This window comes from Bryobacter aggregatus MPL3, assembly GCF_000702445.1.
Lineage (GTDB): Bacteria > Acidobacteriota > Terriglobia > Bryobacterales > Bryobacteraceae > Bryobacter > Bryobacter aggregatus.
In genome coordinates, this window is the sequence record NZ_JNIF01000003.1 from 3,961,174 (window position 1) to 3,977,198 (window position 16,025).

Annotated in this window: 14 protein-coding genes; 7 read left to right on the forward strand and 7 right to left on the reverse strand. The window is 57.7% G+C overall.

Going from position 1 to position 16,025, the window contains the following annotated elements:
* The first annotated feature begins 4 nt into the window (after positions 1 to 4).
* Complete coding sequence (locus M017_RS0118320) at positions 5 to 1,189, forward strand: mandelate racemase/muconate lactonizing enzyme family protein (RefSeq protein WP_031499599.1); 1,185 nt, start codon at positions 5 to 7, stop codon at positions 1,187 to 1,189.
* On the opposite strand, the gene M017_RS0118325 is transcribed toward M017_RS0118320, so the two are convergent.
* The 3 genes from M017_RS0118325 to M017_RS26865 form a co-directional block, all read right to left on the reverse strand.
* On the reverse strand, positions 1,093 to 2,325 hold the full coding sequence (locus M017_RS0118325) for an ATP-binding protein (RefSeq protein ID WP_080507928.1): 1,233 nt from the start codon (positions 2,323 to 2,325) through the stop codon (positions 1,093 to 1,095). The two genes, M017_RS0118320 and M017_RS0118325, sit on opposite strands and share 97 nt — an antisense overlap.
* A gap of 89 nt (positions 2,326 to 2,414) precedes the next feature.
* On the reverse strand, positions 2,415 to 3,461 hold the full coding sequence (locus M017_RS0118330) for a DUF3500 domain-containing protein (RefSeq protein ID WP_051670433.1): 1,047 nt from the start codon (positions 3,459 to 3,461) through the stop codon (positions 2,415 to 2,417).
* 27 nt (positions 3,462 to 3,488) lie between these two features.
* Complete coding sequence (locus M017_RS26865; RefSeq protein ID WP_051670435.1) at positions 3,489 to 4,409, reverse strand: M23 family metallopeptidase; 921 nt, start codon at positions 4,407 to 4,409, stop codon at positions 3,489 to 3,491.
* Between the two features lie 126 nt (positions 4,410 to 4,535).
* Between M017_RS26865 and M017_RS0118340 the strand changes: the two genes are divergently transcribed.
* From M017_RS0118340 to M017_RS0118350, 3 genes are all read left to right on the forward strand, one after another.
* Positions 4,536 to 5,159, forward strand: coding sequence for a MiaE family protein (locus M017_RS0118340; RefSeq protein ID WP_051670436.1), 624 nt, complete (start codon positions 4,536 to 4,538; stop codon positions 5,157 to 5,159).
* A complete protein-coding gene (locus M017_RS0118345; RefSeq protein WP_031499604.1) occupies positions 5,149 to 5,928 on the forward strand; it encodes a helix-turn-helix domain-containing protein in 780 nt (259 codons plus the stop codon). The genes M017_RS0118340 and M017_RS0118345 overlap by 11 nt, the downstream gene beginning before the upstream one ends.
* A 432-nt stretch (positions 5,929 to 6,360) precedes the next feature.
* A complete protein-coding gene (locus tag M017_RS0118350; RefSeq protein ID WP_031499605.1) occupies positions 6,361 to 6,801 on the forward strand; it encodes a VOC family protein in 441 nt (146 codons plus the stop codon).
* Positions 6,802 to 7,347: 546 nt separating this feature from the next.
* On the opposite strand, the gene M017_RS0118355 is transcribed toward M017_RS0118350, so the two are convergent.
* The 4 genes from M017_RS0118355 to M017_RS0118370 form a co-directional block, all read right to left on the reverse strand.
* Positions 7,348 to 9,792 carry a 3'-5' exonuclease gene (locus tag M017_RS0118355; protein WP_031499606.1) on the reverse strand — a complete coding sequence of 815 codons (2,445 nt, stop codon included), beginning with the start codon at positions 9,790 to 9,792 and terminating at the stop codon, positions 7,348 to 7,350.
* Complete coding sequence (gene rhmD / locus M017_RS0118360) at positions 9,780 to 10,964, reverse strand: L-rhamnonate dehydratase (RefSeq protein WP_031499607.1); 1,185 nt, start codon at positions 10,962 to 10,964, stop codon at positions 9,780 to 9,782. The genes M017_RS0118355 and rhmD overlap by 13 nt, the downstream gene beginning before the upstream one ends.
* Before the next feature lie 34 nt (positions 10,965 to 10,998).
* On the reverse strand, positions 10,999 to 11,793 hold the full coding sequence (locus M017_RS0118365; protein ID WP_031499608.1) for a HEAT repeat domain-containing protein: 795 nt from the start codon (positions 11,791 to 11,793) through the stop codon (positions 10,999 to 11,001).
* 83 nt (positions 11,794 to 11,876) lie between these two features.
* Positions 11,877 to 12,467, reverse strand: a complete 591-nt coding sequence (locus tag M017_RS0118370) for a YcxB family protein (RefSeq protein WP_031499609.1) — start codon at positions 12,465 to 12,467, stop codon at positions 11,877 to 11,879.
* Positions 12,468 to 13,128: 661 nt separating this feature from the next.
* Between M017_RS0118370 and M017_RS0118375 the strand changes: the two genes are divergently transcribed.
* The 3 genes from M017_RS0118375 to M017_RS0118385 all read left to right on the forward strand — a co-directional run bounded on the left by M017_RS0118375 (position 13,129) and on the right by M017_RS0118385 (position 16,021).
* On the forward strand, positions 13,129 to 13,683 hold the full coding sequence (locus M017_RS0118375) for a hypothetical protein (RefSeq protein WP_031499610.1): 555 nt from the start codon (positions 13,129 to 13,131) through the stop codon (positions 13,681 to 13,683).
* Between the two features lie 108 nt (positions 13,684 to 13,791).
* Positions 13,792 to 14,682, forward strand: coding sequence for a hypothetical protein (locus M017_RS0118380; protein WP_031499611.1), 891 nt, complete (start codon positions 13,792 to 13,794; stop codon positions 14,680 to 14,682).
* A 1-nt stretch (position 14,683) separates the two neighbouring features.
* Complete coding sequence (locus M017_RS0118385; RefSeq protein WP_051670438.1) at positions 14,684 to 16,021, forward strand: aminotransferase-like domain-containing protein; 1,338 nt, start codon at positions 14,684 to 14,686, stop codon at positions 16,019 to 16,021.
* Positions 16,022 to 16,025 lie beyond the last annotated feature (4 nt).

A 16,025-nucleotide genomic window follows, 5' to 3' on the forward strand; every position in this document is an offset into this window, starting at 1 on the left:
AGAGATGAGAATCGCATCTGTTACGGCCTTCCCGGTCCGCATTCCTCGGGATCATCAGGCGGCACAAGGAAGCGCTGGAAGCCCGCATCGTCTCACGGACGGTGCGGGTGAGTATCGCTGGAGTGCCCACTATCCTGCGCTCTACAGCACGCAGTTCGAGACCTGCCTCGTCCGTGTCTCGCTCGACAATGGCCTCATTGGCTGGGGCGAAGCACAAGCCCCACTTGCTCCCGAAGTACCGGCGCAGATTGTCCAAAGTCTCTTATCCCCGGCCATCGTCGGAGAGGATTTCGACATCGCCACGCTCTGGCAGCGCATGTACTCGACAATGCGGGTGCGCGGGCAAACCGGCGGCTTCATGCTCGACGCGATCGCTGGCGTCGACTTGGCGCTCTGGGACATCGCAACGCAAATCGAGCAGAAACCGCTGCGTGAAATCCTCGGTTACAGCCAGCCAAAGAGTCTCGTGCCCGCCTATGTCAGCGGAACGCCGGGACGCACGCTCGAAGACAAGCTCCGCTTTGTCCAAAAGTATCGCGAGGCGGGCTTCCACATCTTCAAGCTCTACTTCGAGAGCGACTGGGACGATCTACTCGCCCAGATCGACGCGATGCAGGAACGCTTTGACGATATCGAGATTGCCGTCGATGCCCTCTGGCACCTGCCTTCGATTGATTGCGCGGCCGACCTTGCCGAACGCCGCGTGCTCTGGCTCGAATGCCCGCTGCCGCCGGAAGATCTCAAAGGCCACGTCGAATTGGTCAATGAAACGGGCGTCCGCCTCGCCCTCGGCGAAAGCTACCGCACGCGCTACGAGGCGGAGCCCTTCTTTGAGAAAGAAATCCTCAGTTACTGGCAGCCGGATCTAGGGCGCAGCGGCATCTCAGAAACTTTGGTCTTGGCCAAAATGGCAAAGCAAGCCGGCATCGCAATTGTTCCTCACGTCTCAATCGCCATGCCGCCCCAACTCCACGCCGCCATCGAAACGGCCGCAGCGATCCCCAATGCGACGCTATGCGAATTCAATCCGAGCGTCGTCGAAATGGCAAATCGCTACGTGCTGCAACCAGGCTTCCAACTCGTCGAAGGCGCTTACTTGCGCAGCGCTTCGAGCTTAGGAGGCGCCTCATGGGATCGCCTGGCGGCCAGCCTACGCATCAACTCCGGAAACGGCAACGCCCAGGTCTGATCGTCAATCTTATAGGTGTCCGTGCCCGGATACACCAGGTACTTCTCGGTTGCCCCAATGTCCTTCGCGCCGATATGGAAGCCCTTGGAAAGCTTGGGGGCCAGGTTGCGCTTGATCTCAATCGCCACCCGATCCGTTGGCGAGAAGTTCAGAATCAAATCAATCTCCGCGCCGTTTGAGGTGCGGTAGAAGCTCACCGGTGCGTCCTCACCAAGCAGGGCGATCACATTGTCGATCACATAACCTTCCCAGCTAAAGCCAGCTACCGGATGTCCCAGCACCTGGTCAAAAGTGCGAAGCTCGAGCAAGGCATGCGTGATGCCGCTATCCCGGACATAGACCTTATGTGATTTCGTCAAGCGCTTGCCCACATTTAAGCGCCAGGGCGGCAACTTGCGCACGAGAAACAATTCCTGCATCAGATCGAGATAGCGCGACACGGTCACACTCGAAATTCCCAATGCTGTCGCCATCCGGGAGCTATTGAACTCTCCACCTTGATGGTGCGCGAGCATGGTCCAAAAGTTCCGAAGCGTCTCGATCGGCACTTGCATCCCAAAGAGCTGGATATCGCGCTCCAGGTAGGTGCGGATAAAGGACTTCCGCCAGCGATAGCTGCGATCGACGTCAAACGGAAAATAGCTCTCCGGAAAGCCGCCATAGAGCCAATGATGATCGAGGTGGACGTCTCCGGTATCGGCAACTTCCAAGTAATGAAACGGCTGCAGGTCGAGGTAGATCACGCGCCCGGCGAGCGATTCTGAAGCCTGCCGGGACAAGGTCAGCGTCGAGGAGCCGAGCAACAGAAACTGATTCGTCCGGATCCCCTTGCGCCGCCGTTTATCGATCACGCTGCGCAGGATGGGGAACAAGGCCGGCATCCGTTGGACCTCGTCGATGATGACGAGCCTACCCTCAGTGGACGCAAAAAACGTAGAGGGATCGTCGAGTTTCCGTGCATCTTCCGGATCTTCCAAATCCAGATAGATGACTTCCTGGTCCGAGAGGTCCTGCTTCACCAGAGCCATCGTGGTCTTGCCGCATTGCCGAGGTCCTAGCAGAACCACCGCAGGAGATTCACTCAGGGCAAGATCAACGTCATTGGTTCTGAACCGTCCATAAACGTGTCCAACCATCCATCCAATTTTAACACACCACTTTAAATTTGCATGGTTCCTCCCCAATCAACCATGTAAATTTAAACTTCAACTTTAAATTTGCATGGTTAGTGAGATTTTTTGTAATGTTCCTTCATCAAATCCCGGCCGAAGTCATTGTTCAAATCGCGCCACATCGCATGGATATGATTTGCCCCGTTTTGGGTGCAGTCATACTCGATCAGGTACTCCGGTGTCGACACGCGATAATAGTGCGGCGCGCCCTTTTCCGTACCGCCTGCCCAGGCAAAGTAGGTCTGGTTGGCGAGCTTGGCAAACTGTGCCTTGCGCGACTGGGCTAACTCCTCGGGGAAGTTGTTCGCGTACTCCTCCACCAGGTTCTTCAACAATTCCTTCTGCTTCACAGTCAGCTTGCTGGCGGCCAGACCATTCGGCTGTCCCTTCAGTGCCGCGACGCGGTCGGCGCTGGTCAGAATATCGTCCGGCGCCTTCTCGGCAACCAGTGCGGTCTTCAACTGTTCCGGGTTGAGAGCGCGCACCAGATCGCGAGCCAGATCTTCTTCGCGGGGCAGGGCACGCAAACCCTTGCGTGGGCCTTCCTTCACCTCAGCCGGATTCGATCCAAAGAAGGTCGGGCTATAGGCAGGCTTTCCATCGACAAAGGTGAAGTGGAGGCTGATATGGTGCCCCTCAAAGCGGAAGCCCCAGGTCCCGGTCTCCGAAGGAGTTCCAAACACAGACAGGAAGTACTTATCCGAATTCCGCCGTCCCGTCGTGTCTTTCTCCATTACGCGGAGAACATCGTCCAGACTCATGATTGTGTTGGCCTTCACCGTACCCTGCTGGGAGAGGCCGGCTGCAATCAAGGCCTGGGCCAGATGCCGTTGCGGCGCATTCAGCTCGAGAAAGGCAACGCCCTTGCGCGGACGGCCATAGCGCTTGGCGACATCTTCCGCCGGAATGAAGTGGAAGAATTCCCGCTCATCCTCTTCAAACTTGAAGGTCGCCTTGGCCTTCTGTCCCTCATCGAGCGAGGCAAGAAAATGATTCGCCGCATCGGACATCTGATGTTGCACGCTCAAGCGGGCGTAAGCAGAACCAAGAATGGCGACACAGGCGCCGGCAAGAAGAATCCGAAGAATCGTAGATCGCACGAGGCGAGTCTATCAAAAAAGCAAAGCTTAGAAAGGGAGTTCCTTTTTCTTCTCTTGCTTGGAGGCTTCGGCGAGTAAGGATTGCGATTTCAGATAGGTATAAGGGTTCACCGGAGATCCCGAAAGCCGCACTTCATAATGCACATGCGGCGAAGTCGCCCGGCCCGTTTGTCCCGACCAGCCCACCACTTCTCCGCGTGAAATCCGCTGTCCAATGATCACATTGAAGCGCGACATATGGCCGTAATAGGTCTCCATCCCATTGCCGTGCGCCAGCACCAGCAACCGTCCATAGCCCGAGAAGGTATCGGCAAACTTCACCTGTCCCCCGGCGGTAGCAACTACCGGCGTTCCTATAGGCACCGAAATATCAAGGCCGGAATGAAACGCACCCATGCCGTTGAACGGGTCCGTGCGCTGCCCAAAGAAGCTCGTCAACTTCCCCTGCACAGGCCACAGACTCGGCCGGTCTTCGAGACCGATGCCAGAGCGGATCGGGCTCCCTGTCTGGTAGCTATTGCGCATCGCCGAGGTGAAGTTGATATTGCGCAGGAAGTTGTAGTCTTCGATCGATTCATGCAGGGTCGGCACTAGCTTCGCCTCAAGACTCAGCGGCTCTTTCGCCGCCAGTTCCCGCTTGATGCCATAGGCCACTGTGATCTCGCTGGCCAACACCTGGAGCGTCGCAAGCTGCTGCTTGCCCTCGTCATGTTCGCGCTGGAGCCGCAGATAGCGGGTCCGGATCGTATCGATTTCAGAGCGTAAGGTGTTGTAGTTGCTGACCTTCCAGAACATACGCGCATAGGATGCGGCAATGCCGGCAAGGCTGATCGTTCCAAGTAGCGCCAGCGCGAGAATGCCGTAGCAAACGCTGTAAGGCACATGAATGCGCCTAAGCCGGCCGTGCAGGGAATGCGCGACCACGAGGATGAAGTAGGGTTGCTGCATCTCGGACGGAGCCTGAGAATTGCCCGGTCTTCGCGGACAAACGAACAGGCTAGCAATCCTGGCACGGACCTGTCAACCCAAGGGTACTAGGCCGAAAGTCCATCAAGAACGCGATACCGTAATAAGGTGGCTGCGGATTTTCTCACTTCTCTCGACTCGCTTCCCCTCCATTCGCGAACTCCGCTGGCCTGGGGCGCCACCGCTCTCAGCGATCCGATTGCCCTCCTCATTGACCACGCTTTTCTCGAAAAGAAAGCCTGCAACAACGCGATGGAGTTGATGACGCGCTGGCCGGACGAATGGCAAACCGGTTGGGTCGAAACGATGACGTCTGTGGCCCGCGACGAAGCGGCTCACCTCGCCCAGGTCACCCGCATGCTCATCCGTCGCGGCGGCCGTCTCGACCGTACCCACAAAAGCGATTACGCGAGCGCCCTCCGCATGCTGGTTCGCAAAGGCAGCACCAGCGACACCATCGATCGCCTCTTCATCTCTGCTCTCATTGAAGCCCGCTCCTGCGAACGCTTCGCCATCCTCGCCGCCAGCGCTCCGGACGAAGATCTGGCCGCCTTCTATAAAGCGCTCTTCTCCTCAGAACTCGGACACTATAAAGTCTTCCTGAAGCTCGCTTTCAAGATGACCGACAAGGCCACTGCCGAAGCGCGCTGGCAGCAGATGCTGGCCGCCGAAGCAAAGATTCTTGCGCAACAGCCTCCCGGCCCGCGCATCCACTCCGGCCATGGATCTTAGCTGCCAGCCCACTGCCGCGCTCCGTCCCTACATTAAATCCTTCTGGTACTCAAATCGCCGCGTCTCCACGCATCTGCGGGAGCTCGCTCTGCCCACGGGCGAAATGTCGCTCACCATCCACCTGGGAGGCGATCCCATCCGTATCTTCAATGGCGATCAGACCCACACCTTCCGCCACTCCGTCCTCTGGGGTGCCCAATCGCACTACGTTGTCCGCGATAGCTCTCGTCTGGGTCCTGTGCTCGGTGTGCAGTTCCAACCCGGTGGCGCCTCGGCCTTTCTCGAGATCGAACACCTCACCGATTCGCACACCACCCACGAATCCCTCGCCCCGCGCGAGCAGCTTCTTGATTGCAATACCCCCATCGCCGCGATCCAGCTTTTAGAGCGCCACTTCCTCGCCCGATCCCTCAGGCCCCTCCACCCCGCAATTGAGCACGCAATCGCGGCACTGGCACGTGGCCCAAAGCTCACCACCATCCAGTCTCTCGAACGCGAAACCGGCTACAGCCCCAAGCGCTTCATCCACCTCTTTGCGCAATCCACCGGGCTCACCCCCAAACGCTTCAGCCGCATCCAACGCTTCCAGCGCGTCCTCAAGCAAATCGCCGCGGGCCAAGCGATCGAATGGGCGCAAGTCGCCCTCGACTCCGGTTATTGCGACCAATCTCACCTCAATCGCGACTTCCTCCACTTCGCCGGCATCACGCCCACGCAATACCGGCCGCTGCGGCCAGACTGGCACAACCACGTCGCGATCTTGTCCTAGAACTTTCTTTCCGGCATAGGAAGCGATACCCGGCGGCCGTGAGTGGCGAGGTGTGGCCTGCCTCTCGATAGACCAGCAGATTCGGGGCGGGTCTTTGAGACCCAGCTGCCTGATCTGAGGGAAGGGCACAAAGTGCAACTTCCAGCCATGATTTTGACTGTGGCACTCAGCAATCCACTCCGGAAAACCATCTGACTGTCGAGACTCGGGGATCTGCTGGTATTGTATGTGCGAGGATCAAGGCCGGTTCCGTGGCAGCCAGCACGACATTCAACGGGATGTGGCGAAATTGCTCAAGGCCTAAGAATGGGTTTGTTCTGCTTTCGCTTGCCTGTTTCTCAAACGGACTTCCTCTCCAGTCTGGGAAGTTCATTACAGGTTCTGGGAAAAAACATCCAAGACGGCAACGCTGCAAGTCAGTAAACTGGCCGCATGAAAGTCCTTGAGGTCTTCCCCTATCTCCGTGCCCATGATGCGAATGCGGCTCTTGATTTCTACAAACGCGCCTTCGGAGCTGTCGAAGGTATGCGCCTGACAGAGCCCAACGGCCGCATCGGCCACGCCGAGTTCCAGATTGGTCCCACCACGCTGATGCTCTCCGACGAATATCCCGAGTACCAGATCTTGGGCCCTCTCAAGCTCGGTGGTGTTGGCATGGCTGTTCACCTCCACACCGATGATGTCGACGCGCTCACCCAGCAAGCTCTCGACGCCGGCGCCACGCTGCTCATGCCCCTCCAGAACCAGTTCTATGGAGAGCGCAGTTCAAAAGTGCGTGATCCCTTCGGCCACGAATGGCTGCTCGGCCAGCACATCGAAGACGTCACTCCGGAAGAAATGCAGCGCCGCTTCAACGAAATGACGAAGTCCTAGGATCATCCTTTGGCCATCGTCTCCGCCGGCCCATCAGGTTGCGTCAACCAGCAGATCGCCGACACCCTGGACACTCGTTTCCAAGGCGCCCCTGCCTGGTGGGTTGAGACGACGCTGAGCGTTTCGGCATAGCCAGGAGTTGGCGCTCCTCGCCAAAAGGCTACGTGCAATTGCTGCCTGTTGCTTCAGGGAGTCAGTGCGTCTGAGGTTGGCCCATTCTGCGGCAGTACGAATCAGCACCAGTCCGGACTTCAGTCCCAAGTCCGCCGACGTGGTCGGCCTGTATCTCAACAGCAAGCCATTATAATCGGCGGCGCGAATTCCTGGATTGTATGAACGAGGTCATGGCGGCGCATCTGGACCGGGAGATTCCCGTGGGCCTGGCTGAAACGACACCGGCCTGAACCAGCCCTCTGGGCCGGCACACGTCAGTTGCGGGTAACCAATCAATGACTGCTTCACTGTCTACAACGGGCCGTCCGCTCCGTTTGAAAAGAAGAAGGCGATTGTGTTCCCCTCGGCTCCAGCTAATGAGGTAGAGAGATCCTAGCTCAAATGCGCCAAATACCGGCTCGCACTCTGCGCTCTCCCGCTCGCATCCCGCATCTGCCAACTAACGCAAAGCCGCCGCCGGGCCCGGCTCACCGCGACATAGAACAGCCGATGCTCCTCGTCGAGACGTCCCTCGCGAATGCTCCGCCAACTCGGATACTCGCCATCGACGGTCTTGGCGACAAAGATCGTGTCAAATTCGAGGCCCTTCGCCTGGTGCACCGTCAGAATCCGAACCCGGTCATCCTCCCCCAACTGCCGTTCGAGATCGAGACCCAGCGAGGCCAGCTCCAGCGCCTGGTCCAGCGTTGTAGTTCGCCCTACAATCCGGCGTAATTCTTCGATATGCTCCAACCGCTCTTCGCTATTCTCTTCGCGGCTAAAATGCTCTCGAATCATCCCTTCACGCAGCACCATATCAAGACTCTCAAGCGGCGTCTGTCTGCGGCAACGCTTCCGCCACTCTGACACCTGATCGGCCAGCTCCACAAAGCGCTTCTCGAGCACCGCAACGACATCCATGCGTTCGGAGACGCTCCCCCGCAGCTTGCCCTGCAACACCTCCAGCACATCGACGGTCATCCGCACATCCTCCATCGCCCGATGCGCCTCGCGCTTCGGCAAGCCCAACGCCTCGACAATGCTCTCCAGCTTGTAGCGCGGCAAGCGCAACATCCGCCGACTGATGTCGAGCGTATCGGCGGTGCCTGCAATCTCAAAATCAAGCCCGCTATGCCGCAGCAGCAGCGGCCAGTCATAAGCCTCGAGGTTATGGCCCACCACGACGCAACCCTTCACAAAGGCAGCAAAATCCGCATAGGCCGTCGCCGCGTCCATCCCTTCGGCTTCCACACGCTCCCGCGTCACGCCATGAATCCGCGAAGTCTCCTCGAGGCGCCTCCAATGCTCCGCGCTCGAAGGCCGGATCAGCCGGTAAAACTCAACGCCTCCCTTCAGCGCCGCCAGCTCCACCACCTCATCGCTTTCGACATCGAGCCCCGTCGTCTCCGTATCCATCACCACCGTATCCAGGCGCAATAAGGCCCCAAACGGCTCGCCATTCCGGAAAGTCTCGGGCCGCAACAGGTCTCCCAGACGCAAGCCCGCCTGCTTGGGCAAGGCGGCCAGCTTTTGTAGCGTCATCTCACCAATCCCTTTCGGTGGCGTCTGCAAAAAGCGATGCAGCGCATTCGCCTCATACGAATTCCGCAGAATCCGCAAATGCGCAATCGCTGTCTTGATCTCCGCCCGCTGGAAGAACTTCTCCTCCTCCACACGCACATGCGGAATCTGCCGCTGCTCCAGCGCCTCAGAGACATCCCGCGCCGTAAAGTTCGTCCGCACCAGCACCGCAAAATCGCTCCACCGCTTTGCATCGCTTTCTTGAAAGCCGCGAATCGAATCGGCAATCCAGGCATACTCTTCTTGCGCGCTGCCAAACTTCTTCACCAGCACCGGCTCGCCCTCGGCAGCCACCATCGGCACGATGCGCGTCGTCAGCGCTTGCGGATGCGACACAATCACCCGCTCACAAGCCTCCAGAATCCGCTTCGTCGAGCGAAAGTTCTCGACAAAATGAATCACCAACGGCGCGTAATCGCGCTGATAAGCCTGCAGAATCTCAGTCGGAGCAGAACCCCGCCACTCATAAATGGTCTGATCGACATCCCCAAAGAAACTGAGCTGCCGATGCTCGCGGCCCAAGGCATCGAGAATCCGATACTCCGCACGAGACGTGTCCTGCACCTCGTCCACCTGGATCCATTCATACTTGCGCTGCCAAAAGGCCAGACTCTCCGGATTCTCCTCCCAGCGCGTCACCACTCCCAGCACCAGGTCCGTAAAGTCCACCGCATGGCTTTCGCGCAGTAGTGCGACATACTCGGTCACCATCGCCGCATAGTTCAGCTCCGGCATGCGATAAGCAGGCCAGATGCCGCTCTTGAGCAACTCCTCAGCAAACACATCCTTCGCCTTGCGAGGCTCGCGCTGCTCATACTTCGCCATCCGGGCCGCACTCAGCGCCTGCCAGATCGCAAAACGAACGCGGTTCGACATCTGCGGCACTTCGAGTTCAAACTTCTTCGCCAGACGTCCACAAAGTTCGGTCGCATCCTCTTCGTCATAGATGACAAAGTCCCCCGGCAAGCCTAGCGATTCCGCCTCCCCCCGCAGGATCGTCGAACAAAGCGCATGAAAGGTCGCGCACTGCACCCGATTCTGCAGCCGCTCCCCCACCTCGCGTGCCGCACGGTTCGTAAAGCTCAGGCACAGCATGCGCTCCGGGCTCACCCCACCGGCAATAGCGGCGGCAGCTCTCTCGGCCAGCGCCATCGTTTTGCCGGTCCCCACTGGCGCGGTTACCAGCACGGGACGCTGCCAGGCATCGACAGCCAGGCGCTGCGTTTCACTCAACTCACGAACGATCATCGATTGCATGATACCGGGCGGATCAATTTCACCTCCGGATTCAGCCGCACGCCAAAGCCCGGACGATCCGGCACCCGCAATCGTCCCCCCACAGGCACAGGCTCATCGAGCAATAAAGGAGAAAACATCGGCACTAGCACATCCGCTCCCGGCGACATCATGAGGAACTCGGCAAACGGACTGCACTGCTGTGTCACCACAAAGTGATAGCTATAAACAGACGAACCATGCGGAATCACCAGCAGGCCCCGCTCGGCCGCCAACTTCGTGATCTGCAACAGCTCAGTCAATCCGCCGCACCAACCCACATCGGGCTGAATGATGTCGCAACACTCCATTTCCACCAGCATGCGAAAGCCCCAACGTGTCGCCTCATGCTCCCCAGTCGTCACCAGCAAGCCCCGCGGCACCCGTTTCTTCAGCTCTGCATAGCCCCAATAATCATCGGGCGGCAAACACTCTTCAATCCACTTCAGGCCAAGCTTCCGGCCCTCCGTCCCCAACGCAACGGCATAGTCGAGATCGAGGCCCATCCAGCAATCGAGCATCAACCAAAAGGCATCGCCCACTTTGTCGCGAACCCGGGCGAGTGCCTCAAGATTCTGCCGCAGCCCCGCATCCCCATCGCTCGGGCCAAAGCGAAGTGGCATCTTGCCTCCAAGAAATCCCAGCTCCTTGGCAATATCCGGTCGAACTCCGGTCGCATAGAACTCGATCTCCTCGCGAACCGGACCGCCCAGTAACTGATAAACCGGCTCGCGGCGTACCTGGCCGAGCAGATCCCAAAGCGCGAGATCCACAGCAGAAATCGCACTCAGGACGATCCCCTTGCGCCCATAGAACAAGGTGGCATGGAACATCTGATCCCAGATCAATTCCATTGCATCGACAGGCTTTCCGATCACAAAGCGAGACAAGTGTTCTTCGACAATGAAGCAACCAATGTCGCCGCCGGTGGAGACCCCAAATCCCACGCTCCCATCGCTCGCCTCAACGACGACCACCAGGGAACCGAGCACATTCAAGCCAAAGCTCCGCCGGGTCTGGCGATACTCGGGGTACTTGCTCATCGGCGTCGCCACTTGGCCATCGATCCAATGTCCGGATGCCTGGTCATGATAATCTCCACCGCCGCCCCGAACGGTATAAGCGCGAATGCTACGAATGAAGGGAAGACCCATAGAGTCTCCATTCCATCACGTGCGGCTTGACGCCTTAGAGCCGAACTTCATTGGCCAGGAACCGATCGATGACCTTCTTCAGGGATGCGTCTTTTGTGTTGTGCCGGATCATTCCCAAGCCGCCGCGAGCAATGGTGGCGATGGAGGCGGAAGGATGCCCGGCCAGATCCTGGAGTGCGTCGACAGCATTGCGGTTTCCGATGCGGATCAGCCCTTCAACGGCAAGTGGCGTCAATCCATCATTCTTTGAGGCGACCTTCTGCAGGTAGGGCACCGCTTCGGGGTCGACAGCAAACCCAAGCGCGCGAGTCAAGAGCAGCGCCTCGCCAAAATCATCGGTCTTGAGCGCAGCCTGCGCGAGTTCCGCACAAACCTTGTTCAAACGGCGGGCATCGCGAGCAAGGATGGTGATGCGGATTTCAGCGGACGCTCTAATCTCAGGCAACGCAACGCTCAACTGATAGATACCAGGTGTAGTAAACCCCAGCCATTCATTCAGGATCATCATCCGGGTATAGCTCTTTCCAGACGCAATCTCTTCCTGGCCAACTTCTGTCATTCCTTCTTGAATTGGATAGGGCGGTAGCGCTCGCCTCTGTCCATCGGGTTCGATCACGCTCAACCGAAAAGCCTCGCGATAGCCTGCGCCAAAATCGACCTTGAGACTTTGACTGCTGCGGTTGCTAACCCGAAGAGAAGCGAGAATAGGTTCGTGCAAACTGAAGGTCAGATCCTCACGCTCGAAATGCATGTCGAGGTCGGCCTGTTGTCCGGAAACGAGGATTGTGGTGGCAATCGCTCCGGCCTGGATCCATCGAAGCCAGTTCATACTCGAACCACTCCTAATAACTGAACTTTACAGGTTCAGATCCGCGATGGAAAGGGCGAGATGTCTAGGTTCAGGCGGAGAACCTAACACCACCGTCCCACTACGCCTGGCTTGCGAAACTTCTTCTGTCCCAATTGCGCCAGGACCAGTTCTCGAAATTGCTGAACCTCTTGCTGGCTATGAAACGCCCGTTTGGGTAGGATTGTCGCGATCTGTGGTGCAAAGTAGAGTAGGAAAAAGCTAGCCGTCTCCTGCACAAAGTGGACACGCTCCCATTGGCATTCCATACGTGTTGTTGCGCTGCGTGTCTGGATCAGTTCAGGTGAAATTCGGAACGCAGTCATTTCCTGGAGCTCTGGAGTTGTCCGCATCATCCGACGCGCGTGGATGTAAGGTCCTCCAAGGAGCGAAAAGATCCCTAATCCAGCAAAAAACAACATCTGACCAAAATTGGAAAAGACGTTTGTAAAAATCTCCCTGGGGGAACTAATCCAAGTCAAGGCGAGTAGCAGAATGAGACCAACCAGAAGGAGCAAAAGGAGAATGAGCCCGATCCAGAGCCGCCTGAGCGTATGGAAGTACTGAAATCGCAAAAAATCATGAAACTCTAATTGAATGCTCGCTTCAATCGATGCTGTGTCTATCATTCCATCCTCCTCAGGAGAGCCGATCAATGGTCAGCGGGCTTCGAGTATGTCGATACCAACGCAGCGTATGGTTGAAAATCATTGGCCGACCCATCCGGGAAGCAACCATTTCACGTCACTATACCATTCAGTCCTGTTTTATCTAATGCGCACCAACCGCTCTCGCACTCCTGTGTTGCAAGCCCGCTTTCACTTGCAGTAGTGCTCGAAACTCCCGCATCCCGGAAGGATCGCTTCGGGCAGACCACCGCCAGCCGGGGCGTGTAGTACAGCAGAAAGAAATGGTCTAGTCAGTAACATCCTGAATCCGTTGCCACTGGTAATCGAAGCTCGACGAAGCGGAATGACTTCGAGCTCCCAAGTCCGAAAAGAGAAGTGCTCAGCAGATAGAGAATATGCGTTGAGAATGTGCGTGCTTGTAAGCATTAGCGTATTGAAAGCACAGGACATCCTTTGGGCTTACTTGCATCCAAAACTCAATCGGCCGCATTTCCATCACTCGATCATACTGTTCGCAATCCCCCAGAATCCCGGTCACACGAAAAGTAAATATTCTTCGCGTGCCCTAACTCCCATCCTCACAACCACCTAGCTTCTCCAGCAAACCAACAGATGCCGAATCTGCTCGGTCCCCATTCTTATACTGTTCGCGAGAGCCGAACGAAAACAGAATCAGAAAGAGGATGGGATGGCAGCGCAAAGCACCGAATCCAATGCGATACTCGAGAACCTGGAAGCGAAGCTCCGCGCTGATTGCCAACCCGGCAGCGCACTCGAGGAGCAAGCCTTTCAGCGCTATGTCTGGGCGAACTATCAGTGTGAGCGCGTCCGGATTCTCGAAACTCTCACTGAGGAGCGTTGGCTGGCCAATGCCGACGCCCCCCAATACTTATCTGCCCTCGAGCGAATCGCCAAAATCGCCGCGCTCCACGAACGCCGTGCCGACCGCGCTCTCCGCCAGCTCCGTCTTCTCCAACAGGACCGCTTCGCCGCCTACGAGGTCCAGGCTGAACTCACTCTTTTAGGTCAGGACGCGCCGATTCCGAAGAGTCTGCCCATCACAGAGATCCGAAAATCCAATTTGCAGCGAACGAACCCAAACTACCTCGCGCAGTTCCTGCTTTACCAGACCGAGGAAGTAAAGCAAATTGCGGACGAGATGCTCCGAAACGCGAAAGCAAACCCAATGCCGCCACAATCGGTCGACGACCTTCTGCAATGGGCCAAAGATCAAGGCCTCTAGTGTTGTCCTACCCTACACTCAATCCAGAAACGGCAATGACACCCCTTTGGCTCTCCATTCTGCTCACCGCTTTCGCGCCAGATCCACAGTTTCAGGAAGAACCCTCAAGTGTGTCCCAAGTCGGCGCAACTGCGAGCCTCAGTGGTGGGGAGCGAATCGGATCACCCTTCTCTCTCCATCCAATCGCTGCCCGGAGAAGCTACCGTTTTGACGATCCAAGGGCCCTTCTCTTACAAGAACTACAAGGGCGTTCGCATCCGCGGGCTCCAATGGAATCCGGCGAGCGACCACATCTATTTCTTGTCCTCTTTCACGGACACGTCCTACTTTCTGGTTCGCTGCGACCTGAAGGGCGCCTGCATCTCGCTCATCGACAACCTCGAGAGTCTCGATGTCCTGCAAACCGGACCCTACAAAGGCCACATCGTTGCGCGGGAGAGACGGTTCAAATGGTCAGATCGTTGGAGTTGGTATTGGCTGCTCGATGCCGATGGGAAGGAACTCGGTCCAATCGGCGATGAGTTCGATCTTGCCGCCTTTCGAAAGCAGCAAGATCGAACTCCGCCACCTGTCACCCGGCTGGATCTTCCGATTCTGCGCTCCATACTCCAGTCCCCAAGCGATCGATCTCCCTCCGGCCAGTGGCTGGCCAGCGTCGACGAAGCCACCCTACGGATTACCGCAAATCCGGATGGACGTCTCCACAGAAACATCGACGGCCCGTTCTTTCTCGGGAACCATCGCGGGACCACCATCAGCTCCCCGCAGTGGAATCAGACCAGCGATGGAATTCGCTTCCAAGGCAAAAGCGTTGGGCTGCAGTCACGATTCAAGTTCGTTGGCGAGTGGGTCTGGTACTGGCTTTTTAACCCGGACTGCTCCGTCAACCAGCCACTTGGGGAAATCGACAACTACGCAGACTTTCTCCGCTCTGGCAATACTCTCAATAGAATTGGATTGCCTTCGCGTCGTAATTGGACTACCATAATCCTGTATTGACATGATCCAATTGCCACCAATCGACGGCCAATCGGACATTCCGGTCTACCGGCAGCTCTATGCTGCTCTAAAATCGTCAATATTGGCTGGTGATCTCCAGCACGGCGACCGTCTTCCTCCCACCCGCGACCTCGCCCAGCAGCTCAATCTGAACCGCGCCACCGTCAGCGCCGCCTATGCGCTGCTCGAAGAAGATGGTCTCGTCAATGGCCAGGTCGGCCGCGGCAGTTTCGTTCAAAACAAAGCCACTGAAGACGGCGAGATCAGCTTTGCCACCTCGCGGCCCTCCACGGACCTCTTTCCTGTCAACGAGTTCCAGGCCACTGCGCAGGAGGTCCTCTCTCGCGACCTGTTGAAAATTCTCCAGCTCGGCTCCCCGCACGGCTACGCGCCGCTGCGCAATTTTCTGATCGAAGAAGCGATCGCAGAAGGCGTCTTCCACCCCGATCGCGACGACCTGCTCATCACTTCCGGCTGCCAGCAGGCCCTCGACCTCATCCAAAAGGCGCTCATCCCCGCCGGTGCCGCCGTTCTCACCAGCGAACCCATTTACCCCGGTCTGCGCAACGCCTTTTCGCAATCGGTAACGGTCGATCCGTCCGCGCCGCGTATCGAGGCCCGCATCGTCACGCCCAGCTTCCACAACCCGACCGGCGAAACGATGACTCTCGCTGAACGAAGCCAATTGGCTGCCTCACCCGAACTGCTGATCGAAGTCGACATCTACTCGCGCCTCCGTTATACCGGCGACGCCTTGCCCACCATCCGCTCCCTCAGCACAAGCAACCAGACCCTGCTCCTGCGCAGCTTCTCGAAGATCGCCTTCCCGGGGCTCCGTGTCGGCTGGGTGATCGGAGCAAAGCCACTCATCCAGAAGCTGGCCCTCGCCAAGCAATGGACAGACCTCCATTCCGATCAGCTCTCGCAGGCGATCATGCTCGAATTCGCGCGCTCCGGCCGCCTGCAGCAGCATCTCGGCAACGTACTCGAAGCCGGTCGCATTCGGCTGCAAACCACCATCAAAACTCTCGAGCAAGTTCTGCCGCAAGGCTCCACCTTCACCCGTCCCGAAGGCGGCATGAACCTCTGGGTCACCCTCCCGCGCGGCTGCGACACGGCGTCGATGCTCGAGAAAGCGCGCCGCGTTGACGTCAACTATCTGCCGGGCCGCTACTTCAGCCTCAGCGCCCCGATGAACGAAAGTTTCCGCCTCAGTTTTGCCGGTCTCAGTCCCCAACAGATCACAGAAGGACTCCGCCGGCTCGCCCCATTATTCGAAGAGGAGGCGCGCATCGCCTCCCGATACCAAGAGCCTCTGCCCGCAATGGCAATGGTCTAGAACT

Coding starts and splice junctions, on each gene's coding strand:
- M017_RS0118365 (WP_031499608.1), bottom strand. CDS start 11,793: ATGAACTGGCTTCGATGGATCCAGGCCGGAGCGATTGCCACCACAATC.
- M017_RS0118355 (WP_031499606.1), bottom strand. CDS start 9,792: ATGCAATCGATGATCGTTCGTGAGTTGAGTGAAACGCAGCGCCTGGCT.
- M017_RS0118325 (WP_080507928.1), bottom strand. CDS start 2,325: ATGGTTGGACACGTTTATGGACGGTTCAGAACCAATGACGTTGATCTT.
- M017_RS26865 (WP_051670435.1), bottom strand. CDS start 4,409: ATGCAGCAACCCTACTTCATCCTCGTGGTCGCGCATTCCCTGCACGGC.
- M017_RS0118320 (WP_031499599.1), top strand. CDS start 5: ATGAGAATCGCATCTGTTACGGCCTTCCCGGTCCGCATTCCTCGGGAT.
- M017_RS0118345 (WP_031499604.1), top strand. CDS start 5,149: ATGGATCTTAGCTGCCAGCCCACTGCCGCGCTCCGTCCCTACATTAAA.
- rhmD (WP_031499607.1), bottom strand. CDS start 10,964: ATGGGTCTTCCCTTCATTCGTAGCATTCGCGCTTATACCGTTCGGGGC.
- M017_RS0118375 (WP_031499610.1), top strand. CDS start 13,129: ATGGCAGCGCAAAGCACCGAATCCAATGCGATACTCGAGAACCTGGAA.
- M017_RS0118350 (WP_031499605.1), top strand. CDS start 6,361: ATGAAAGTCCTTGAGGTCTTCCCCTATCTCCGTGCCCATGATGCGAAT.
- M017_RS0118385 (WP_051670438.1), top strand. CDS start 14,684: ATGATCCAATTGCCACCAATCGACGGCCAATCGGACATTCCGGTCTAC.